Origin of the sequence: Pueribacillus sp. YX66, assembly GCF_041725775.1 — a bacterium.
Classification (GTDB): Bacteria; Bacillota; Bacilli; order Bacillales; family UBA6769; genus Pueribacillus.
The window spans coordinates 112,077-134,389 of sequence record NZ_JBEUEL010000004.1 but is presented as its reverse complement, the minus strand read 5'-3'; the positions used below and the strand labels follow the sequence as shown (position 1 = coordinate 134,389).

Below are 22,313 nucleotides of genomic sequence, written 5' to 3'. Positions count from 1 at the left end.
AACTCATCGGACACATCCCCCTTAAATTGATTGTATTGACTTAACTAAGATGTGTCCATGAAACTATACTAGCATCACTCTGTATAATCAAGTTACTTTAAAAGACTTATTTATACTTTATATCAGTTTAATTTAAGTAGTTATTTTTTTAATAAATCACGGATTTCTGTTAAGAGTTCTGTTTGTTCATTAATTTCGACCTCATCTTGTGCTTTTCTAAATTTATTTAACAGCCGTATAAAAAGAAAAATGGAAAAAGCGATAATTACAAAGTCAACTACGTTTTGAATAAATACTCCATATTTTATTGTTGCGTCCCCTAAGGAAAATTTTAATCCCTCGAAACTTATTCCACCGAGCAATAAACCAACTAGAGGCATCATAATATCATCTACCAATGATGAAACAATATTGGAAAACGTAGCCCCAATAATAACTGCAACAGCTAAATCTAACACATTCCCTTGAGATGCAAACTCCTTGAAGTCTTGCCACACAGTTCATACCTCCCCTAATCAAATTCTAACTTCAATATTATAAATAATCTAATATCTATCAGTAGAGTAGAAACCAGGAATTAGATATTGCTTTTTTGTCCTCGGGATTCGGGGGTTTCCACCCTACTAAGCCAGACAGGAGGGCAATTCCCCTTCCTGCTTCCATACAATTAAACCGTGAGGTTTTCCCTCATACGGCTTTCAGACATTCTTCTTTCTTTAACATTACGAATTGCTAATTACTTGCCAACTTCACTAAAAGATAGTCAACTTCTTTTTTACATCCTTTAGACTTCCACGTTTGTGACGAATGTTTCTTTTCTTGCTATGAAGCAAGGCGATTTGCTCCACAAGTTTTATTTATTTGTCTTGATAATGTTTCCACAATAGCCTTGGATATCAACGTCGATTACCCAAGAACGATTGATTTCTACTTGCTTTGCAGATTATAGCGATCGCTTAAGGGGAATTACGTTTTGTAAGAAAGCCAATCGAACAGTCGTGAATGTCTGCTTCAATCACCATTTTAGTTATTATTTGTGCCACACGGTCTTTTGCTGTTAGGATGCCTAATGTCGTCCTCTTTTGGAATGTAAATTCCGAGGACTAGACGAGGAGAATAACGGTTTTCTTTTTAGTTCAAGATACAATTCGTTCAAGAACTTCTTTCTCTTTCACCGTATTCCGTTATGATTCGTTATTCATTTATCCGTCACTCCTCCACTGCCTTTCTTCCCTTTCACATCTTGCCACGTTTCCCACTAGATGTTAGGACGTATAAAGTTTATTATATCAAGCGTGAAATCGATGAGTTGGACTTTCCTTCGCATAAAAATATACGTTTTCCATTGTTGAGCTTTTGCTTTTGTGTAGTTAGCTATTTTCTCACCATTTACTGACTTTTACTTCATTTTAACATATCTAGCAATTAAAGACTTTCTAGGCGCGCTATAAATAAAAAACAATTGTATTGATTTTATAAGTGTTTGACTAACGTAAATAGTTTATTAGTCCTTGAACAATCGCGTCTACTACTTGATTTTGATAACTTTCTGATTGTATAACCATTCAGTCATTTGGATTTGTAATAAAGCCGAATTCTATCAAAATTGCATTCTGATGATTATTTCTTAAAACGTAGTAATTCCCAAATCGTGTACCATTACTACGCAATGAGATCTGATTCTCTAACTGATTTTGAATCGAATTTGATAACGTTTTAGCAGATGGATGATAATAAAACGTGTTGATCTCGTTTACAGACGAATTTATATGTGCGTTATGATGAAGACAAATAAATATTGCCAAAGGAAATACTTGACTTAAATACGTTCTTTCATGTAAAGGAATATGCTTATCACCACTTCTAGTTATAATTACTTTACCCCCAGCGTTTTGTACGTATTGTCAAAAGTTTTTTAATGAATAACTGTAAAACCCTTGGTATTAATGAACTAAGGGCAAAAAGTGTTCTCCCCCCTTTATGAGAGGAGCTTAACATCATTTTCCCGCTGAGGCTTTACATTGAGTGACGAGAATGATAGGCTATAAAGCCTTACGCAACAGGATTGCTGCGTCTTTGCGTAAAGAGTCATGCTCGTGGAGGCTCAATGTCAAGCCTTCAGTTTTCAGAGAGTTTTCATAAATCTTTTGACGTTACCGTTTTGTAACTTATTCTTCACCATTTGAGCAGTACGTAAGTTCAGCTCTTTTTCTAGTACACTACTTATCCCAATAGCACCGGGATCATATCCACCGTGGCCGGCATTGAGGATGATTGTCCCCCCTGATACCAACCACCCTGCAATCCATGCTGAGCGTCCATCATTTAAATGAATATGTTTCCAGTCTCCTTTTGACTCAATCTACTAGAAAGTTTCCCCAAATTCAGCGTGACCAATAATGGCAGAATTAGTACCTAGATTACTTCTCAATCGAACTCCATTCGTGATGACCGTGACTGATTTTGCAGGCAATTCGTATAAGTAGTGTGAAGCGATCCAACCAGTTTGTCCTTCGTACTCGATTTTTGTCCAACCGTGTTTTATTTCAAACACGGTTACTTCGGTGCCTCGAGATAACAAACCTATCTCATCTGCTTGATTAGATAGCTACGTCCTCACTTTTAATGAATTAGTGCCTACTTTAAACGTTTCAATGGCATGTACAAATATTTACTAAAACGGAAAACGAAACTGAGAAGTACTCTAAACAAAGAAACGTATTCGAACTATTAATCGAATACGTTTTCTCAACTTGGTACCAGCTTCGATTTTCAAAACATCATTTTACCAAGCGGTAAAATAGAATGCCATTTCTTTTATGAGCTAGAACCTCCTTTCTTTCAATTAACAAATCAAGCATGCTTAGTGTCTCAGAAACAAACAATCCTAAAGACTGTTTATAACGCTTTGAATACAACAATTGGATGATGTCAAATCCAGTTATACAATGATTTGCAAGGACACGCTTCACACGTTTTGCACGATGCTCAATTCGTCTTAGTTGTTCTTGAATGACTTCCGTCAAGTTATGAATGACAGGACCGTGACCAGAGAAGGTTTTCGCTATATTTAATGTGAAACAACGATTTAAGCTTTCCATGTACTGTAATAATGGTTTGGCACGTTCCCTTCCGACTATTGGAGCATCGATAAATATCCCTGCAGGCATACCTTTAATAATATGATCTCCACATATGAACGTTTGTGATTCTTCATGTACGAGTGAGATATGATCTTGTGAATGTCCTTTCGTTTCAAGCACAGTCCATCCGTGTAAATTCGGTATTTGTTCCCCTTCACTCACAATTTTTAAGTCGAACGCTTCTATTGGTTTTCGATTTCTATCTTTACGAGGAACATGATCAATCAACTCACGTGGAACACCAAACTCATAGAACAGTTGTTTAAAAAATAAATCACTCCAACGTAAATAATGACGTTCTCGCTTTAAGTAAGGCGCTGCATGTTCATGGGCATATACTGGAATAGAATTTTCTTTTAAAATCCAGTCAAGCATCCCGGCGTGATCGCTATGGTGATGAGTAATAACAATTTGTTCAATATCTTGAATGGTAAAACCTAATTTATTTAAACTACCGTTTAACTCTCTCCAAGTTTTCTCACTTTTTAACCCCGTATCCACCAACGTTAATTTCTCTCCATAAATAAGGTACACATTAACTGGACCAACCGGCCAGTTAGTTGTCAATGCAATTTTTTCTATATTTCCTTTATTACTCTTTGTCAAGCCAAATATCCTTCATATGAATATTTCCATACGACGCATGCGGATGGTAGTTTTTCACATACGGGTGTCTTGGTGAGTAAACACTGTTAGTAACTAACGGAATTGGATTGACTACATTTTCAAGCACATACCGCTGAATATCATGAACTCTCATTTTCCTTTCTTCTTCATTAAGGAGCACGCGTTGCTCGTTTAGCATTTTATCGAGCTCTGGATCATTCACACCAAACCAATTACGTGATGAGTCTGATAGAAGCTGTGTACGTAACCATTCATCCGCTTCTTGAAAATACGTTTGATACGTAACGACGATATCATAATCTTTGTTAGGATATCTCTCCGTGTAAAACGTCGCATATTCAGCAATCTCAAGCTCGGCATTTATACCAATTGAACGCAAATCTTCAACGACCCATTGAGCCATTCTTACTGGTTGCTCTCCATATGCTGTTGTTGCCATTATTGTCGTGTCAAATCCATCAGGATAGCCTGCTTCAGCAAGTAATTCCTTTGCTTTCTCTTGGTCAAACGGTTGCAGTTGTTCTCTTTCTTCTTTTGGCAACGTCCAGTCACTCAAATGTGGATTAACGGGCGCACTAACTTCCCCTCCGCCGAAAATACGTTCAACTGCATTTTTCCGATCTATCGCCATACTAATCGCTTTCCGGACACGGAGATCGTCAAACGGTTCGCGTTCCATGTTCATCGACACTTGAATTTGTGTAGGGATTAGCACTTCATTAATGACTGTATCAGGGTTTGTTTTTAATATATTTTCGATTTCTTCTGGTGAAATAAGCGAAATGGCATCCGCTTCTTCCGTACGGAAGGCCGCGATTTGCGCTCCGACATCTGGAATGATTAAGTATTCCACCTTATCAAGGTACGGTTTTCCTTCTTCAAAAAAATTCGGGTTTTTTATAAATGTTGCGCTAACATTATCATCCCATTTTTCAAGCATGAACGGTCCTGTACCGATTGCAGTTGTTGTCAAATCAATCTCACCATCAACTGCCTCTTGTGGCAAAATCCACATAAAATGATTGGCAATAAAGTTTATAAATGGAGTTAACGGCTGTTTCAATGTAAATTCAACCGTTTTATCATCTTTCGCTTCAACTTTCTCTACTTCTTGCAGCAATGAAGCTTGATGTCCGGGCAATGTCATAATTCGATTCATCGTCGCTACAACATCTTGTGCAACGACTTTTCTACCATTAACAGGCTCCATATCATGCCAGTAGGCTTCACGTAAATAAAACGTGTACACTTTACCATCCTCTGATACTTCCCACTCTTCCGCTAAATCACCAACGATATTATAATCTGTGTAATCAACGTTTTGACCTATTTCATACGTTACGAGCTTATTGTAGACGAGCCCCATATATCCGTGTGTGTAAATCGATGAGGACTTATGAGGGTCAAGCATATCTGGATCCGCTGCTGTAACAATCGTATACGTTCCTCCGTATTTCGGTTCGTCTGATGCGCCTTCGTTGCCAGGTTGTTTTTTTTCGTGTGTTGCTTTTTCACTACACGCTACAAGAAAAAGAACCGCAACTAATAAACTGAACATAAACTTCCAATGTTTACGAATCATCCTGTGTTTCCTCCCTTTACTTAATCATACAAACGCATTATTGGGTGCTTAAATGTGCGTTAACCAGACACGAGCAAAAGCGACCTAGACTATATAATTATGACATTTATGACGATATTTTCGGATCGAGAAAATCTCGTAAAGAATCACCTAGTAAGTTGAACGCTAACACACATAATCCGAGAGCAAGACCAGGGAACAGCACAAGCCAAGGCGCATTTTCCATATAACGACTTGCTCCACTTAACATCAGCCCCCAAGACGGGTGCGGTGGCGGAGTTCCGATGCCTAAAAAACTTAACGAAGCTTCAGCAATAATCGAAGCACCAAACGCTAAGCTTGAAAGAATAATAATCGGAGCAACCATGTTAGGTAATGCGTGCTTGTGAATAATTCTAAATGCACTTGCGCCAACCGAACGTGACGCTTCGACGTAATTCATTTCACGGATGCGTAACATTTCTCCACGAACGATTCTTGCAAATCTTGGTGTCTCAACAATTACAAGTGCGATAATGACATTTCGGATTGCAGGTCCTAACAAAGCAGCAACGAATAACGCTAAAATTAACGGCGGAATTGCCATGATTGCATCCATAATCCGCTGGATAACCATGTCAATCCAACGGCCAAAATATCCTGATACGACCCCGAACACGATTCCAAAAATCATTGAAAAAAAGACAGATGCAAACCCAACGAGCAATGAAATTCTTGCACCAAAAATAATCCGACTAAACACATCTCGACCAAGATCATCCGTCCCCATAACATGTTGTGCACTTGGTGTCGCAAGAAATGCTTGTCTATTTTGCGCAACAGGATCATGGGGTGCAAGGACAGGTGCAAAAATCGCCACAATAACGACGAGAAAAATAAATACGAGTGAAACAGCTCCTACGGGCTGCGTTTTTATAAAACGCTTACAATCATCTGCAAATTTACTTATTTTTCTTTGTGTCATTTGCATACGGTTTCTAGAATACTCAGAATCTAACTGGACGTGTTCCATTTTTTCACCCCTCGTATGTTTCCATTAACTATTGCGAATTCTCGGATCCACCCAGCCATACATCATATCGACAAATAAATTAACGAGTAAAAACATGCCACCAAAAACAAGTACTGTTGATTGTACAACTGGGTAATCCCGTGTACTCACGGTTTCAAAAATCAAACTGCCTAAGCCAGGTAGTGAAAATATTGACTCTAATACGACAGTGCCACCTAATAATGTACCGATTTGAAGACCGATTAACGTAATAATAGAAACGAGTGAATTACGCAAAGCGTGTTTATAAATAACGAGGCGCTCTTTCGCACCTTTCGCCCGAACTGTGCGAATGAAATCAGAATGTAAAACTTCTAGTAAAGCTGAACGTGTCATTCGAATAATACTCGCACTTAACGCAACAGCTAAAACGATGGCAGGCAAAATCATCTGTTGGAAATTAACAATAGGGTTTTCCGTAAATGGCTGATAACCTAATGGCGGAATCCAATTAAAAAAAATAGACAGCACCGTTATTAAGATTAAACCGAGCCAAAAGTTTGGAATCGACAGCCCACCTATAGCTGTAATTCTTAAAAAGTTATCAACAAATGAATGATGTTTGACCGCGGAAATGACACCGATTGGGATACCGATAACGATCGCAATAACGACAGCCATCCCTGTTAGTTGTAGCGTCACTGGTAATCGTTCGAGGATCATTTCCGTTACCGGCTGTTTCGACCATAATGATGTTCCTAAATCTCCACGTATCGCATGAGATGCCCAATCAAGTAATTGTGCACCAATACTCTTATCCAAACCGAGCTCTGCTTCGATCGCTTCGATCTGTTCTTCGGTAACAGCTCCAGCATCGGCTAGTTGAAGCTTCACAACATCTCCCGGCACAAGTCTCATAACGACAAAAACGAATGTGACCATGATAAACAATACAACGATTCCATACAGTAATCTTCGCACGGCATACTCAAACATTTCACGATCCTCCCCTTAATAGAGATGACAAGCGACAGACTGACCTGGTAAAACATCTTTCATCATTGGTTTAACTTGTTGACAAATGTCTGTTGCATGCACACATCGTGTATGAAACTTGCATCCCTTAGGGGGATTAGATGGACTAGGCACCTCACCTTTTAATATAATTCGCTCTCTTTTTTCATTTGGATTAGGGATTGGAACTGCTGAAATCAAGGCTTGTGAATACGGATGCAGCGGTTTTTCAAAAAGCGATTTAGCTGATGCAACTTCAACAATTTCTCCTAAATACATGACAGACACTCGATCGGAAATGTATTTGACAACGTTTAAATCATGAGAAATAAACAAATATGCTAAACCTATTTTCTGTTGTAATTCTTTTAATAGATTTAAAATTTGCGCTTGTACGGACACATCTAATGCGGAGACAGCCTCGTCACAAATAATCAATTCTGGCTCAGTAGCTAACGCACGAGCAATTCCAATTCTTTGCCTTTGTCCCCCAGAAAATTGATGAGGAAACTTATGAATATCTTCTCTAGACAAACCGACCGTTTCTAATAGTTGTGTAATTCTTTCAACTTTATCATTTCCTTTCAACAGATCATGCACTTCTAACGGTTCACCAATAATATCTTTAACGATCATCCTTGGGTTTAAAGAGCTATACGGGTCTTGGAAAACAAACTGAACTTTGCGACGCAACGTTTTCATCGTTGCTCGCGTCATCGATTCTAAGCTTTCATTATTAAACTGAATACGACCAGCGGTTGGCTTTAATAAACCTGTCACTAATCTTCCAACGGTTGATTTGCCACAACCAGATTCGCCAACAAGACCGACGGTTTCCCCTTTGTGAATCGTTAAATTCACACCATCGACTGCTCGCACATAACCAACGGTTTTAGATAAAATTCCTTTCGTAATCGGAAAGTGTTTTTTAAGATTTTCAACGTTGAGCAGTTTTTCTTCTACAACCTTTTTTATATTCGGATTCTTGTGCTCTCCTTCTATCAACTCCGCTTTTTGTTCTGCATTATTTAAAAGCTTCATTGCTTCATGTTCATTTTTTAACCAGCATTTGCTCATGTGATTATGATTCACTTTATAAACGGGAGGTTCGCTCGTTTTGCATATGTTGCCAGCATAATCACAACGGGGATGAAAACGACAGCCAGAAGGCATATTTCCTAAACTTGGAACAGAGCCTTTAATTGCTAGTAACTGTTCATCTTTCCGTGTTTCAATTCTTGGAATACTTTTTAATAGCGCTTCTGTATAAGGATGTTCTGGGTTAGCAAAAAGCGCTCGTACCTCTGCTTCTTCAACAACTTGTCCTGCATAGACGACAACGACACGATCTGCCATTTCAGCAACGACTCCGAGATCGTGTGTTACTAGAATAATCGCAGTTCCTAACTCCGCTTGAAGCTGTTTAAGTAATTCCATAATTTGCGCTTGTACGGTGACATCTAACGCAGTTGTCGGTTCATCAGCAATGAGAACATTTGGCTTACATGCGAGTGCTATTGCGATCATTACTCTTTGTCGTTGTCCCCCAGACAGTTGATGCGGGTAACTTGACATCCTCTCTTCTGGATCAGGTAGCCCGACAAGTTTCAATAGCTCAAGTGCACGATCATAATACGCTTGTTTCGATAAATTTTCATGAATTTTAATACTTTCAATGACTTGATCACCGATTGTGTAAACAGGATCTAAGCACGTCATTGGATCTTGGAAAATCATAGCAATTTCTTTTCCTCTAATTTTACGGATGTCTTCTTCTGACAATTTGTTCAACTTTACATCGTTAAAAAGGATGCTACCTGAAGTGACCTGGCCTGATTTTTCTAATAACTGTATAATCGACAATGCAGATACACTTTTTCCAGAACCGGATTCACCGACAATGGCAACCGTTTCTCCTTTATGAATATGGAAAGAAATATTATTTAATGCTTCAAATCTTCCTTTGCGTGTTTTAAATTCTGTTTTAATTCGTTCAACTTGCAATATTGGTAATGTTCCTCCCATCACGTATATCCTCCCTTCGTTGAACTAAGCAGAGTAATGGTTCGCATATAGTTCTTTTAGTTTTATTTTTAATATTTTGCCGACGCCATTCCTTGGGAGCTCGTCAAAAAAGATAATTTGTTTCGGTGTTTTATACTTAGCTAAATGTTGTTGGCAATATTCAATTAATTGTGACTCCGTTACGTCATAACCAGCTTTTTTCACAACACAAGCCACTACTTCTTCTCCCATTCGCTCCGACGGAACCCCTATAACCGCCACTTCAGACACAGCTTCGTGCTTAACGATCAACTCTTCAAGATCACGGGGATAAATATTGAAGCCGCCACGGATAATTAAGTCCTTCTTTCGATCAACGATATACAAGTAGCCATCTTCATCAACTTTTGCCATATCCCCTGTATGGAGCCAGCCGTTTTTCAATGCTTCTTTCGTAGCTTTTGGATTTTTATAATAACCAGGTGTGACATTGTCTCCTTTCACAATAAGTTCACCAACTTCCCCAGTCGGAAGTTCTTTTCCATCATCGTCGACAATTTTGATTTGTACACCTGGCAAAGGCACACCGACAGACCCTTCTTTAATCGGCATATCCCTCCGCTGTGTTGCTACACCTGGAGATGCTTCTGATAAGCCATATGCATCGCGAACCTCAACATTAAATTTCTTTTGAAACTTAGTTCGCAAACTGATAGGAAGTGCAGCAGAACCAGATCCGACTGCTTCAAGACTTGATAGATCATACTTAGAGGAATTTGAGCTTGACAACATCGCATGAACCATTGCAGGAACAGCCGCAAAGCTTTTCACTTTATGTTTTTCAATCGCTTGAAACACTTTGTCGACATCAAATTTTGAAAAAATTACAACTGAATTCCCACGATAAAAGCAACCATTCATAACACCAAACCCATACACGTGAGCGAGTGGCAATATTCCTAGGGTCGTTCCTCGTTCATCTTCTGGTTGAAGTTGAGCGCTTGCAAGTAAATTTGCCGATAAATTACGATGTGTCAGCATAACGCCTTTCGGTTTTCCCGTCGTACCTGATGTGTATAAAATGACCGCTGTATCTGATTCTTGTATTTTTAGTTTTTTTTCATCGAATAATTGGTTGACGGAAATTGATTTTGACCATTGAACAATTTCAACCTGATTCATTTGCCTCAGTTCGGTAGAATCAACCGAAACAATTTTAATATGCTGAGGAAGCTGTTTTACAGCACGCTTAATTTTAGGAAGAATATCAGAAGAAGTAATAACCGCTTTCGCTTCAGAATTGTCTATTATAAAATTAATTTCTTTTTCATGAAGTAAATGCATAACGGGAATGACAATCGCACCAGAACGAAGAATTCCTTGATAGGCATAGACAACTTCCGGTCGGTTCGGCATACAAACGAGGACTCGATCGCCTTTCGAAATTCCTAAAGAAGCTAAAAATTGTGCAAACTGCCTTCCGATTTTTTCGATCTGAACATTCAAAATCACTTCATCCTCATAATAAAGCAGTGAATATTCACCGTATTTCTCGATATTTTCATGGATTAAATTAGAAAGCAGCATCTTACCCCTCCATTTTTTGAAGTATGTTTATTTTCAGAAAAATCCACCTATACGTATGAGCCTTTTTCTTTTTTTATCAAATCGGCATCGGCTGTTTCTTTATGACTGCTTAAAAGAACGATAAAAAATAATAATAATGCGATGACCGCAGAAGTTAAAAATGGACCTGATATGAGGATTGAAAAGATCGCGCCACCAAGAAGTGGTCCAACAATTCGTCCGAGACTGTTCATCGCTTGATGCATACCAATCGTTATCCCTTGACCGTATGTTTCACGTTTTGACAAAATTGATAAAATTGTTGGATTTACACAAGCTTGCCCAAAGCCGGTAAACAAACATCCAATAATCGCGATACTCGCATGAGGCGAAAATGCGATAAAGCTAAAGCCGATTGTAATGAATAATAGCCCAAATTTTGCGAGCGATTCTTCTTCAAACCATTGATAAAACTTTTCTAGGAAAAAAAATTGGACAATAACGGATACTCCTGCTTGAGTACTGAATGCTAAACTTACGATGACTGGAGAAGCATTGAATCTTTCAATCATAAAATATCCTAATAACCCAAAAAAGCTTGACGCTGCCATCGAGACACCGAACGTAACGATAAAAAACTGCCAATACCCTTTTCTAGTCACCATTGTTAATGATTTAAAAACAGTCGCTTGATCGCGCTTTAACGTCGTTTTAGCTTCAGGCTCGAACAAAAACCTCATTGCAATTGGCAACGTAATAAAAGCACATGTCCCTGCAACGATAAAAGGAACATTAACACCAAACGGAGCGAACAAGCCACCAACTGCAGGGCCACAAAGAAAACCAAGCCCGTTAATCGCCCCGATTTTTGCAATCGCAACGTTACGATGCTTTAAATCAGTCAAATCTGAGACGAGAGCAATGACAGCAGGTAGTGTTCCCGAAGATAAAACGGCACCAATGACACGAGCAAATAAAAGTTGCCAATAAGACTGTGCAAAAACAAGTAGAAAAAAAGCGACCGCAAACCCAAATAAACCAAATAACAATACATGTTTTCGTCCCCAAGTATCTGTAAGTCTTCCCCAAAATGGAGCCGTCGCTAATTGCGCAACAGCCCAGCCTGTAATTAACGTTCCCATTTGAAAAGATGTTAAATTAAGACGGTCTGCGACAAAAGGTAAGGTCGGTAATACAATTCCATAGCCGGTCATTGTTAAAAAAATGATGAAACCGAGCAATAAAAATACTCTCCGCTCGAGCATAGAAACTCAACTTCTTTCTGTCTTTACACACACTCACTGGTTACCATACAACCGAGTACTTATTTCATCTGCATAACTTTTCACTGCCTTAATCATTTCTGGTATTTGTTCTTTCATTCTTTCTGCAGGTCCCGAAATGCTAATGGCTGCATGAATTTCTTGCACATTATTTCTTATTCCTGCTCCTACAGATGCTGCATTTGTGCCAAGTTCATTTACCGTAACAGCATACCCATTCTCTTTAATGCTTTGTAAATTCGCTCTAATTTTCTCTTCAGAGATTGGACGGATAAGCTGTTCTCCTTGAATTAATTCAAAATAATTCGTTAATCCATCAGCTGGCAAGCTTGATAAAAAACACATGCCTGCTCCTGTAACATGGAGTGGATATCTTGCGCCTATTCTAGGTGATGTTCGCAATAATTCAGTTCCTTCAACGACATCAATAACGATACTTTCATACGAAGCTTGATTAAAAACTGTGACCGTTGCTGTCTCATTAAAGCGCTCGACTAATTTGTACAAATATTTGACTGCCACTTTCCGTATATCGACATTGTTATACGCTTTTAATCCCCATTTCATTAATGACATGCCTAACTCATAACAATTCGTTTGACCATCTTTTTGGATGACCCCGCGATGTTCTAGCGTAGACACGATGTTGTAGCACGTACTGGCAGGTATTTTTAACTCATACGTGATATCTTTCAAGGTGAGACTGCCTTTTCTAAACAATAACGTAACGATATCGAACGCTTTATTAACAGATGGTACTAGATTTTTTCGAGATTCTTTTTTAATCTGCAGCAATCCTCCTTTACTTCATAAATATGAAATTAACTTCACATATATGATTTAATTTTAGTTTATCATACAACAGTGAAAAAACAACAGAATTTTCCGACTATTTATAACGAATAAAAATAGGGGCTTTTATACCCCTTTCTCAACATAACCTTCTCTATCTTCTCGTTTTATTCCTTTCCCTTGAACGATCGTCATTACAAGTAATAAAAAGACGATAGCGGCCGACGTAAGAAATGGAAACATAATGCTAAGCGAAAACGTAAATCCACCAATGAGCGGACCGATCATTCTCCCTAAACTATCCATAGACTCATTCATTCCCATCGTGATTCCTTGACCGTATTGTCCACGTTTTGATAATAGCGACACAATGACAGGAAGTACACAAGCTTGCCCGAATCCAATGAAAGCGCAACCAACCATAATCACCATCCAGTGCGGGGACAGTGCAATCATTCCGTATCCGATAACCGTAATGATTAGACCTTGCTTCATTACACTTTCTTCCTTCCATATTCGGTAAAACCGTTCGAGTAAAAAAAACTGAACAATGACTGCAAGCCCAGCTTCAATGCTAAATGCTAAACTGACATAACCAGGTGTAGCATTAAACCGAGCAATCATAAAATAACCGATTAACCCAAAAAAACTTGAAGCGGCAATTGACACACCAAGTGAAACCGCATAGAGCTCACGATAGCCTCGTTTGAGCAATATTGAAAATGACCGAAAATAAGATTCCGGCTGTCCGATAATGACTCCTGTTTGTCGTGGTTCTTGTAAAAACTTCCATGCGATTGGAGTCGTAATTAAAGCGAGTGACCCTGCCACTACAAATGGAACAATAACGCCAAATTGAGCAAATATGCCTCCAACAGCTGGTCCACATAAAAAACCAAGCCCACTAAGAGCTCCCATTTTTGCTATCGCCACATTTCGGTTTTTATAATCGGTTGAATCGGCAACAATTGCAAATGCGGCTGGGTACGTTCCTGATGATAAGGACGCTCCAATAATCCGCGCAAACAACAATTGAAAATAACTATTCGCTAAAATAAGCAATAAAAAAGCAATTCCAAAACCAAATAAACCAGCAATCAGCACTTTCTTTCTTCCGATTGTATCCGCTAACTTTCCCCAAAAAGGAGCTGTTACGAGTTGGGCAGTCGCCCAACCTGTAATCAGTGTACCCATTTGAAAAGACGTCAACTGCAAGTTGTCTGCTAAAAAAGGAAGTGTTGGAAGTACTATACCATAGCCTGTCATCGTTAAAAACATGATAAAGCCGAGTAAGAAAAAATGGTTTTTGTTCATCATTGTGCCGTTCTCGCTTTCTCAAAATTTTCTTTATTTTTTTGAAAAAACGGAGTGCTGTTAAGCACTCATTACGTGTATAATTAAAAAGAGAACAAAGTTCTCGTAATCCATTCCGTTTTCGGATTTTCACGAACAGCCTTTATAATACGATTTCAATAATATTGTGTAATGGCGTTCCAAACCAGTTATTCGCAATTTGTGAAAATAGAGCGCGACTACCAGTCGTATAAAAAAAATGATTCGGTTGAACATCATCCGTCTGCAATAACTCGTGATGATAAAGAATCGCACTGACTTCCCTCGCTGTTTCATCACCTGATGAAATGACCGTAACGTCTTCACCAATGACTTCTTGGATTAGCGGCTGCAGTAACGGATAATGCGTACACCCTAATATAAGTGTATCAATAGACGTTTCTTGAAAATGAGCGAGTGATTGCTGAACGATCGAGCGTGCATAATCACCCGTAAGACAATTTCTTTCAACAAGGGGCACGAACGGTTCACATGCTTTACTATAAATTTCAACTTCATTGTTTATGCTCCGAAGCGCCCTTTCGTAAACTTTGCTTTCTATCGTTCCTTTCGTTCCAATCACACCGATACTAATATTTTGTGTGTTTTTTAATGCACTTCTCGCACCAGGGTGAACAACGCCAACAACTGGAATCTCTATTTTTGCTTGAATTTCTTCAAGCGCAAATGCCGTCGCCGTATTACAAGCTATCACGAGCATTTTTATTTGCTTTTTAAGTAGGAAATGAACCATTTGCCATGTAAAAGCTATAACTTCTTCTTTTGGCCTTGAGCCGTATGGACAACGACTCGTATCACCGACATAATAAATCGTTTCTTTCGGTAATTGCCTCATGATTTCTTTCGCAACTGTTAATCCACCGACACCAGAATCAATAACACCAATTGGTCTATCCAAAAAATCGCCTCTTGTTATGTAATATAATTTTTTAACTAAACTGTCCGTATCTTTAGCATAACGGACGATAAAATTAACAATAATTTAATCATTCTCGTTAACAAAAGCGTGGAAGAACGACTGTCTTTTACAGCATCGCTCCTCATCCACTAGCTTTATTGTCCTCTGTTTTTCAATTTGTTTCAAGTTAAAACTTTTTGAAAAAATTAGCAGCTGGCTTTCAAAGAAAGCCAGCCCTAATTAAATTTCCAATTCCCCAAGCCGTAGAAGCTCAACTACCGCTTGGGAGCGCCCCTTTACCCCTAACTTTTGCATCGTATTTGAAATATGGTTTCTAACCGTTTTCTCACTGATAAACAACTCTTTCGCGATCTCCCTCGTTGTTTTATCCTGAACAAGTAGTTCAAATACTTCACGTTCTCTTTTCGTCAAAAGCGGCTTCGGTCGATAACGGTTCTTCAACTCTTCCACCCTCCTTGCGCGGGCTTTCAGAACTGTTTTCATTTTTAGAAACCGATTTAGTCTTGATTAGTATATGTTGATATACAACCCTGTGTGATCAATTGAACCGTCAATCCACAAAAGTCTACCTTATGCAATGAGAAAGACACCTTACATGTTTATCATTGAACATGTAAGGTGTCAGAGGCAAGTTTACGAATTATAAATTATCGCTTCCGAAGAAGTCTTTAAACATTTGCAATGTCGTTGCTCGGTTCATCGAAGCAATTGACGTTGTGAGTGGAATACCTTTCGGACACGACTGCACACAGTTTTGTGAGTTCCCGCAATCTTCGATTCCACCTTCACCCATTAGAGCATTTAAACGTTCTTCCTTATGCATAGCACCAGTCGGGTGCGTGTTGTAAAGACGAACAAGAGATAATGCAAACGGTCCGATAAAATCAGAGCGAACATTTACATTCGGACACGCTTCAAGACATACTCCGCACGTCATACATTTTGAAAGTTCGTATGCCCATTGTCTTTGTCTTTCAGGCATACGTGGTCCAGGTCCTAAATCGTATGTCCCGTCAATTGGAATCCACGCTTTAATCCGTTTTAATGTATCAAACATCGAACTTCTATCAATAATCAAGTCACGAATGACCGGGAATGTTGACATCGGCTCTAATCGAATCGGTTGTTCCAATTTGTCGACGAGTGCTGTACAAGATTGCATCGCCTTCCCATTAATGACCATTGAACAGGCGCCACATACTTCCTCAAGACAGCTCATCTCCCATTGAACTGGAGTTGTCTTTTCCCCCTTAGCATTGACCGGATTTCGACGAATTTCCATCAACGCGGAAATGACGTTCATACCTGGTCGATAAGGAACTTTAAATTCCTCTTGATAAGGGGAAGATTCCGACGAATCTTGGCGAGTAATGATCAATGTTACCATTTTCTCACTCATTTTATTTCCCCTCCGTCACTTTATTTTTTTGCGTATAATCACGTTTACGTGGCTTAATTAATGAAATATCAACGTCTTCATACTCAAAATCAGGCGCATTCTTTTCAGGATTAAATAGCGCTTTTGTCGTTTTTAACCAGTCTTCGTCATTTCGCTCCGGGAATTCTGGCTTATAATGAGCACCACGACTTTCATCACGGTGATAAGCACCGAGAGTAATGACACGCGCTAGGTGTAGCATATTCCAAAGCTGACGAGTAAAGAATGTACTTTGGTTGCTCCACTTAGCCGTATCGTTAATGTTAATTCGTTTATACCGTTCCATGAGTTCTTGAATTTTCTCATCTGTTTCTAAAAGCTTTTTATTTTCACGTACAACTGTAACGTTATCTGTCATCCATTCGCCAAGTTCTTTATGGAGGACGTATGCATTTTCATTCCCATCCATCGCAAGAATGTTATCAAATTTCTCTTGCTCCATTTTTGCATGGCGATCAAATAGATTAGACGAAAGCTCTTCACTTGATTTGTCAAGACCGTTCATATATTCGACAGCATTCGGTCCTGCAACCATTCCACCGTAAATCGCTGATAGAAGGGAATTCGCTCCGAGACGGTTCGCTCCGTGTTGTGAGTAGTCACATTCCCCAGCTGCGAATAAGCCTTTAATGTTCGTCATTTGGTTGTAGTCAACCCACATACCGCCCATAGAATAGTGAACAGCTGGGAAAATTCTCATCGGAACTTTGCGCGGATCGTCACCGACAAACTTCTCGTAAATTTCAATAATTCCACCTAATTTAATATCAAGTTCTTTCGGGTCTTTATGTGATAAATCAAGGTAAACCATATTTTCGCCATTAATTCCAAGCTTCTGGTTTACACAAACATCGAAAATTTCACGCGTTGCAATATCACGCGGGACGAGATTTCCATAAGCTGGATATTTTTCCTCTAAAAAGTACCATGGCTTCCCATCTTTATACGTCCAAACTCGTCCACCTTCACCACGAGCCGATTCACTCATGAGACGTAGCTTATCATCACCAGGAATTGCGGTTGGATGAATTTGAATAAATTCTCCATTCGCATAATAAACGCCTTGCTGATAAAGCGCAGCTGCAGCCGATCCAGTATTAATGACAGAGTTCGTCGATTTACCGAAAATAATTCCTGGACCGCCTGTTGCCATAATAACAGCATCAGCAGAAAACGATTTAATCTCAGACGTTTTCATATCTTGAGCCACAATGCCTCGACATACTTCGTCATCATCAATAATTGCTGATAAAAATTCCCAGTGTTCATACTTTGTTACTAAACCTGCTACTTCATGACGACGCACTTGTTCATCAAGTGCATAAAGTAATTGCTGTCCTGTCGTTGCACCAGCAAACGCAGTCCGGTGATGCTGTGTTCCACCGAAGCGTCTGAAATCAAGCAACCCTTCAGGTGTACGGTTAAACATAACTCCCATACGATCCATCAAATGAATAATACCTGGTGCAGATTCACACATCGCTTTAACAGGCGGTTGGTTTGCTAAAAAGTCTCCACCATAAATCGTATCATCAAAATGAATCCAAGGAGAGTCACCTTCACCTTTCGTATTGACAGCGCCGTTGATCCCACCTTGTGCACAAACAGAGTGCGAGCGTTTTACAGGCACGATTGAAAACAAATCGACGTTTACACCAGCTTCAGCAACTTTGATTGCTGCCATTAAACCGGCTAATCCACCGCCGACTATAATTACATTTCCCTTGCTCATTGTGTCAGCCCCCTTTGAACTTCAGTTGAAATTAAGCGAATGCAAATATTGCTCTTAATCCAATGTAAGCCAATGTGATAAACACGATTAACGTTACATACGTCAAAACTTGCTGTGAACGAGGTGTAACCGTAATTCCGAAGCTTACACAAAATGACCACAAACCATTGGAAAAGTGAAAGATTACTGTAAGAACACCGATGATGTAAACAGTCAGCCAGCCTGGGTTCGTTAAAATATTATTCATCATATTGTAATTAACGACTTCGCCGAACATAACTTGAATGCGTGTTTGCCAAATATGCAACGCAAGAAAAATGAGTGTTATAAAGCCAGATACTCGCTGTAACATGAACATAACATTTCGGAAGAAACCATACCGATTCACATTATTTTTTGCTTGAAACGCTATGTACACACCGTAAATTCCATGGAACAGAAGCGGTATGTAAATAATAACCCATTCAAGTACGTATAGATAAGGTAGATTCGAAATAAAGTTTGCAGCTTGGTTAAATGCATCTGGTCCTCGTGTCGCAAAATAGTTCACGGTTAAATGTTGAAACAAAAAAACTCCGAGCGGAATGATGCCCAGCAAGGAATGCAGTCTGCGACTTGCAAAATCTCGAGTTGCCGTCATTCGTAATTTGCCCCCTTTGTTGTCCTTAAAATTTTTTCCACTATCTCTACTTTCGGTGTTTCGTAATCGTTCTCTCCATCCGTGATTTGTCGAAAAAATATAACAAGTTTATTGTAACCTCATCGATGAGTAGCGTCAAGGAAACGTCACATTTCATCTTTTATTTTCTCAAGTGCCGTTTTCTGCACACCAGAGCTCATTCATTCACTGCTTATTGTTCTAGCGAATCAAAAGATTGTGATCGCGGTGAATGTCTTGCTTACAATTAGTCCTTACGAATAAAAAACTGAAAAAATCGTGTTATAGCAGGTAGACAAATGTGACAAACGTCAGCATAACGTACCTTCTGTCGCCCTAAGTCTTGCTTCCACGTATCAACTGTCCTTTATTCATTGCGTTCATACCGATACGACTCGTTAACCATATGCTTTCGCTAATGGAAGTCTTGCTTTATAATAGTGTTAGTTATAAAGGGGGGCAATTATTTATGCAACAGACAAAATTAAAAAATAAACAGGGCATTCAATCTTCATTTGCTTATACATTATTACGAAACGACTTGCTGCCTGAATTGCTCGGAAAAGAAGAAGAAACGATTTTATACTGGGCAGGAAAACATTTGGCGAGAAAGCATCCATTGTCATCAACAGAAGAAATTTGTGACTTTTTCCAAAAAGCGGCATGGGGATCACTTTCGGTTATTCAAGAAAAAACAAACAAACGTGTGTTTGAATTAATTCCGACTCTTCCGACACCAACTCATTACAAATTAGAAGCAGGGTTTTTAGCAGAACAATATGAGACAATGACAGATTGTGTAACGGAAACATTGGAACAAGTGAAGCGAAAACGAGTCCTCTTTACTGTTGAATCCAATGCAAAAGAGACAGCTCAATAAAGTTAACGTGATATGGTGTGCGTATAAATAAGGCACACCCATTTTTATTCTTCTTTACGACTTAAATGAACGACTAAATTTTCAGCAACGTTTTTCGGCATACCTGCTTCGATAAACTGCTCTTCAGTTGCTTCTTTCATTTTTTTAATTGTCCCAAAATGTGTCATTAATTGCTTTTTACGTTTCGGGCCAACTCCAGGAATCTCATCTAAAATGGACTTTAACATCGTCTTCCCTCTTATGCTGCGATGAAACGAAATGGCAAATCGGTGAACTTCGTCCTGGATACGTTGCAGTAAGTAAAATTCTTGGCTATTTCGTTTCATAGCAATTTCTTTCGGCGGATCACCGATAACGAGGTATGATGAACGATGATTTTCATCTTTAACGAGACCTGCCGTCGGGATGATTAAACCAAGTTCATTTTCTAATACATCTTGAGCAACTGATAATTGACCTTTTCCACCGTCAACAAGAATTAAATCTGGCAATCGACCATTTTCTTTTAAAAGACGTGTATATCTACGCCTGATTACTTCTCGCATCGAAGCATAATCATCAGGACCTTCAACCGTTTGAATTTTATACTTGCGATACTCTTTTTTATCAGGTTTCCCATCTGTGAAAACGACCATTGCTGAAACGGGATCGGTACCTAGAATATTTGAATTGTCAAATGCTTCAATTCGATGCGGTGTTTCGATATTCAACAGCTCACCTAGCCTCTCGATTGCTTTGATTGTTCGTTCTTCATCTCGTTCGATGAGCGCAAACTTTTCCGATAAAGCGACTTTTGCATTTTTATTTGCGAGTGTAACTAAGTCTTTTTTCTTACCAATTTTCGGCTGATATACTTTTGCATTTAACAATTCACTGACTAATTCCTTATCAATGGTTTTTGGAATAAAAATTTCTTTCGGAATCGGATGATGCTTTTGTAAATAAAAACTGCCGATAAATGTAAGGAAATCTTCCTCAGCTACATTATAAAATGGGAAAAGCGATACATTTCGTTCAATTAACTTTCCTTGGCGTATGAAAAATACTTGAATGCACATCCATCCTTTATCGAACGCATATCCAAAAATATCACAATCTGTTGTATCGTTTAAAAAGATTTTCTGTTTTTCCATCACTTTTTCAATGTGTTGAATTTGATCACGATATTCTTTTGCTTTTTCAAAATTCAATTCATTCGATGCCTTTTCCATTTTTTGTTTAAGGTCGCGTTTAATTTCCTCATAACCGGTCCCGCTTAAAAACCGAGTAATTCCATCGACCATTTTTTTCGTCTTTTCTTCCGGTATGTCGTTTACACAAGGTGCTAAACATTGATCAATATGATAGTAAAGACAAACGGATTTAGGAATCGTGCGGCATTTTCTCAATGGAAAAATTCGGTCAAGCAGTTTCTTTGTTTCTTGCGCTGCATATGCATTCGGGTAAGGACCAAAATATTTGCCTTTATCCTTTTTTAATTTTCTTGTAATGATCAAGCGTGGATGTTCATCTTCTGTAATTTTTATATAAGGATAGCTTTTATCATCTTTAAGCATGACATTATATTTCGGATTATGCTTTTTGATAAGTGTCAACTCAAGTAATAATGCATCGAGATCGGAAGAAGTAACGATATATTCAAAATCGGTGATTTCGCTGACAAGAAGCTGAGTTTTCCGATCATGTGAGCCAGTAAAATATGAACGCACACGATTTTTTATAACTTTCGCTTTGCCGACATAAATAATATCCCCAAACTCGTCTTTCATTAAGTAACAACCAGGCTGTTCAGGGAGTACAGCTAATTTATCTTTTAATGACATCATGTCGTCATCCTTTTAATACTGAAGTGCTGAAAGAGCCTGTAACGTAACAGGCTCTTTCGATTTACTCATATTTATTGATGTTTTTTTAGTGTATTCACTAATGCTTCTTTCGGCTGAAAACCGATAAGTTGATCAACAGGTTTCCCATCTTTAAATACGATGAGTGTTGGTATGCTCATCACACCAAACTTTCCAGCTGTTTCTTGGTTTTCATCTACGTCAAGTTTCACAATTTTAACTTCGTCGCCCATTTCAGCATCGAGTTCTTCTAATACAGGAGCAATCATTTTACATGGTCCGCACCAAGGCGCCCAAAAATCTGCGAGTACAAGCCCTTCTTTCGTTGCTTCATCAAAGTTTTGATCTGTTACATTTTGGATTGCCATTATTGTATTTACCTCCTTCAGACAGTTAAGCTGTTTTGTAAAAAAAGTATATCATGATTAAAATGATAGCGCTAATTTTTTGCCTAGCAACATTTAGCACTATCATTTGAGACCTAAAT

The 22,313-nt window shown here is 38.8% G+C and carries 19 protein-coding genes and 2 pseudogenes; 1 reads left to right on the top strand and 20 read right to left on the bottom strand.

Annotation, left to right across the window (positions count from 1 at the left end; all coding sequences use genetic code 11):
- Positions 1-140: 140 nt before the first annotated feature.
- The 18 genes and pseudogenes from mscL to ABU914_RS03260 all read right to left on the bottom strand — a co-directional run bounded on the left by mscL (position 141) and on the right by ABU914_RS03260 (position 19,084).
- The gene (gene mscL / locus ABU914_RS03345) at positions 141-497 is read right to left on the bottom strand and encodes a large conductance mechanosensitive channel protein MscL (RefSeq protein ID WP_379668340.1); all 357 of its coding nucleotides are present in this window, start codon (positions 495-497) and stop codon (positions 141-143) included.
- A 1,068-nt stretch (positions 498-1,565) separates the two neighbouring features.
- Positions 1,566-1,889, bottom strand: a pseudogene (locus tag ABU914_RS03340) (N-acetylmuramoyl-L-alanine amidase); the annotation flags it as partial.
- Positions 1,890-2,125: 236 nt separating this feature from the next.
- Positions 2,126-2,293, bottom strand: a complete 168-nt coding sequence (locus ABU914_RS03335) for an N-acetylmuramoyl-L-alanine amidase family protein (protein ID WP_379668339.1) — start codon at positions 2,291-2,293, stop codon at positions 2,126-2,128.
- 72 nt (positions 2,294-2,365) lie between these two features.
- Positions 2,366-2,590, bottom strand: a pseudogene (locus ABU914_RS03330) (SH3 domain-containing protein); the annotation flags it as partial.
- Between the two features lie 190 nt (positions 2,591-2,780).
- Positions 2,781-3,749, bottom strand: a complete 969-nt coding sequence (locus ABU914_RS03325; protein WP_379668338.1) for an MBL fold metallo-hydrolase — start codon at positions 3,747-3,749, stop codon at positions 2,781-2,783.
- Positions 3,736-5,352, bottom strand: coding sequence for an ABC transporter substrate-binding protein (locus ABU914_RS03320; protein WP_379668337.1), 1,617 nt, complete (start codon positions 5,350-5,352; stop codon positions 3,736-3,738). The genes ABU914_RS03325 and ABU914_RS03320 overlap by 14 nt, the downstream gene beginning before the upstream one ends.
- Before the next feature lie 106 nt (positions 5,353-5,458).
- Positions 5,459-6,364, bottom strand: coding sequence for an ABC transporter permease (locus tag ABU914_RS03315; RefSeq protein WP_379668336.1), 906 nt, complete (start codon positions 6,362-6,364; stop codon positions 5,459-5,461).
- A 24-nt stretch (positions 6,365-6,388) separates the two neighbouring features.
- Positions 6,389-7,339, bottom strand: coding sequence for a nickel ABC transporter permease (gene nikB / locus ABU914_RS03310; protein WP_379668335.1), 951 nt, complete (start codon positions 7,337-7,339; stop codon positions 6,389-6,391).
- 15 nt (positions 7,340-7,354) lie between these two features.
- On the bottom strand, positions 7,355-9,382 hold the full coding sequence (locus ABU914_RS03305; protein ID WP_379668334.1) for an ABC transporter ATP-binding protein: 2,028 nt from the start codon (positions 9,380-9,382) through the stop codon (positions 7,355-7,357).
- A gap of 24 nt (positions 9,383-9,406) precedes the next feature.
- Positions 9,407-10,948, bottom strand: coding sequence for a class I adenylate-forming enzyme family protein (locus ABU914_RS03300; RefSeq protein WP_379668333.1), 1,542 nt, complete (start codon positions 10,946-10,948; stop codon positions 9,407-9,409).
- A gap of 47 nt (positions 10,949-10,995) precedes the next feature.
- Complete coding sequence (locus tag ABU914_RS03295; RefSeq protein ID WP_379668332.1) at positions 10,996-12,192, bottom strand: MFS transporter; 1,197 nt, start codon at positions 12,190-12,192, stop codon at positions 10,996-10,998.
- Between the two features lie 33 nt (positions 12,193-12,225).
- A complete protein-coding gene (locus tag ABU914_RS03290) occupies positions 12,226-13,005 on the bottom strand; it encodes an IclR family transcriptional regulator (RefSeq protein ID WP_379668331.1) in 780 nt (259 codons plus the stop codon).
- Between the two features lie 123 nt (positions 13,006-13,128).
- Positions 13,129-14,316: an MFS transporter gene (locus ABU914_RS03285; protein ID WP_379668330.1), complete on the bottom strand. Its 1,188-nt coding sequence runs from the start codon at positions 14,314-14,316 to the stop codon at positions 13,129-13,131.
- A 142-nt stretch (positions 14,317-14,458) separates the two neighbouring features.
- On the bottom strand, positions 14,459-15,253 hold the full coding sequence (gene racE, locus ABU914_RS03280) for a glutamate racemase (protein WP_379668329.1): 795 nt from the start codon (positions 15,251-15,253) through the stop codon (positions 14,459-14,461).
- A gap of 240 nt (positions 15,254-15,493) precedes the next feature.
- Complete coding sequence (locus ABU914_RS03275; RefSeq protein WP_379668328.1) at positions 15,494-15,757, bottom strand: helix-turn-helix domain-containing protein; 264 nt, start codon at positions 15,755-15,757, stop codon at positions 15,494-15,496.
- 157 nt (positions 15,758-15,914) lie between these two features.
- Positions 15,915-16,673, bottom strand: coding sequence for a succinate dehydrogenase iron-sulfur subunit (sdhB, locus tag ABU914_RS03270; protein WP_379668327.1), 759 nt, complete (start codon positions 16,671-16,673; stop codon positions 15,915-15,917).
- A gap of 1 nt (position 16,674) precedes the next feature.
- Entirely contained in the window at positions 16,675-18,444 is a 1,770-nt protein-coding gene (sdhA, locus tag ABU914_RS03265) for a succinate dehydrogenase flavoprotein subunit (protein ID WP_379668326.1), read from the bottom strand.
- Positions 18,445-18,475: 31 nt separating this feature from the next.
- The gene (locus tag ABU914_RS03260; protein WP_379668325.1) at positions 18,476-19,084 is read right to left on the bottom strand and encodes a succinate dehydrogenase cytochrome b558 subunit; all 609 of its coding nucleotides are present in this window, start codon (positions 19,082-19,084) and stop codon (positions 18,476-18,478) included.
- Positions 19,085-19,571: 487 nt separating this feature from the next.
- Here ABU914_RS03260 and ABU914_RS03255 point away from each other — a divergent pair, with 487 nt between their 5' ends.
- The gene (locus ABU914_RS03255; protein ID WP_379668324.1) at positions 19,572-19,982 is read left to right on the top strand and encodes a YslB family protein; all 411 of its coding nucleotides are present in this window, start codon (positions 19,572-19,574) and stop codon (positions 19,980-19,982) included.
- A gap of 44 nt (positions 19,983-20,026) precedes the next feature.
- On the opposite strand, the gene uvrC is transcribed toward ABU914_RS03255, so the two are convergent.
- A complete protein-coding gene (uvrC, locus tag ABU914_RS03250; protein ID WP_379668323.1) occupies positions 20,027-21,805 on the bottom strand; it encodes an excinuclease ABC subunit UvrC in 1,779 nt (592 codons plus the stop codon).
- A 74-nt stretch (positions 21,806-21,879) separates the two neighbouring features.
- On the bottom strand, positions 21,880-22,194 hold the full coding sequence (trxA, locus tag ABU914_RS03245; protein WP_379668322.1) for a thioredoxin: 315 nt from the start codon (positions 22,192-22,194) through the stop codon (positions 21,880-21,882).
- Between the last annotated feature and the right edge of the window lie 119 nt (positions 22,195-22,313).

Coding starts and splice junctions, on each gene's coding strand:
- ABU914_RS03305 (WP_379668334.1), bottom strand. CDS start 9,382: ATGGGAGGAACATTACCAATATTGCAAGTTGAACGAATTAAAACAGAA.
- ABU914_RS03315 (WP_379668336.1), bottom strand. CDS start 6,364: ATGGAACACGTCCAGTTAGATTCTGAGTATTCTAGAAACCGTATGCAA.
- ABU914_RS03320 (WP_379668337.1), bottom strand. CDS start 5,352: ATGATTCGTAAACATTGGAAGTTTATGTTCAGTTTATTAGTTGCGGTT.
- nikB (WP_379668335.1), bottom strand. CDS start 7,339: ATGTTTGAGTATGCCGTGCGAAGATTACTGTATGGAATCGTTGTATTG.
- trxA (WP_379668322.1), bottom strand. CDS start 22,194: ATGGCAATCCAAAATGTAACAGATCAAAACTTTGATGAAGCAACGAAA.
- ABU914_RS03255 (WP_379668324.1), top strand. CDS start 19,572: ATGCAACAGACAAAATTAAAAAATAAACAGGGCATTCAATCTTCATTT.
- ABU914_RS03295 (WP_379668332.1), bottom strand. CDS start 12,192: ATGCTCGAGCGGAGAGTATTTTTATTGCTCGGTTTCATCATTTTTTTA.
- ABU914_RS03300 (WP_379668333.1), bottom strand. CDS start 10,948: ATGCTGCTTTCTAATTTAATCCATGAAAATATCGAGAAATACGGTGAA.
- uvrC (WP_379668323.1), bottom strand. CDS start 21,805: ATGTCATTAAAAGATAAATTAGCTGTACTCCCTGAACAGCCTGGTTGT.
- ABU914_RS03275 (WP_379668328.1), bottom strand. CDS start 15,757: ATGAAAACAGTTCTGAAAGCCCGCGCAAGGAGGGTGGAAGAGTTGAAG.
- ABU914_RS03260 (WP_379668325.1), bottom strand. CDS start 19,084: ATGACGGCAACTCGAGATTTTGCAAGTCGCAGACTGCATTCCTTGCTG.
- sdhA (WP_379668326.1), bottom strand. CDS start 18,444: ATGAGCAAGGGAAATGTAATTATAGTCGGCGGTGGATTAGCCGGTTTA.
- ABU914_RS03285 (WP_379668330.1), bottom strand. CDS start 14,316: ATGAACAAAAACCATTTTTTCTTACTCGGCTTTATCATGTTTTTAACG.
- sdhB (WP_379668327.1), bottom strand. CDS start 16,673: ATGAGTGAGAAAATGGTAACATTGATCATTACTCGCCAAGATTCGTCG.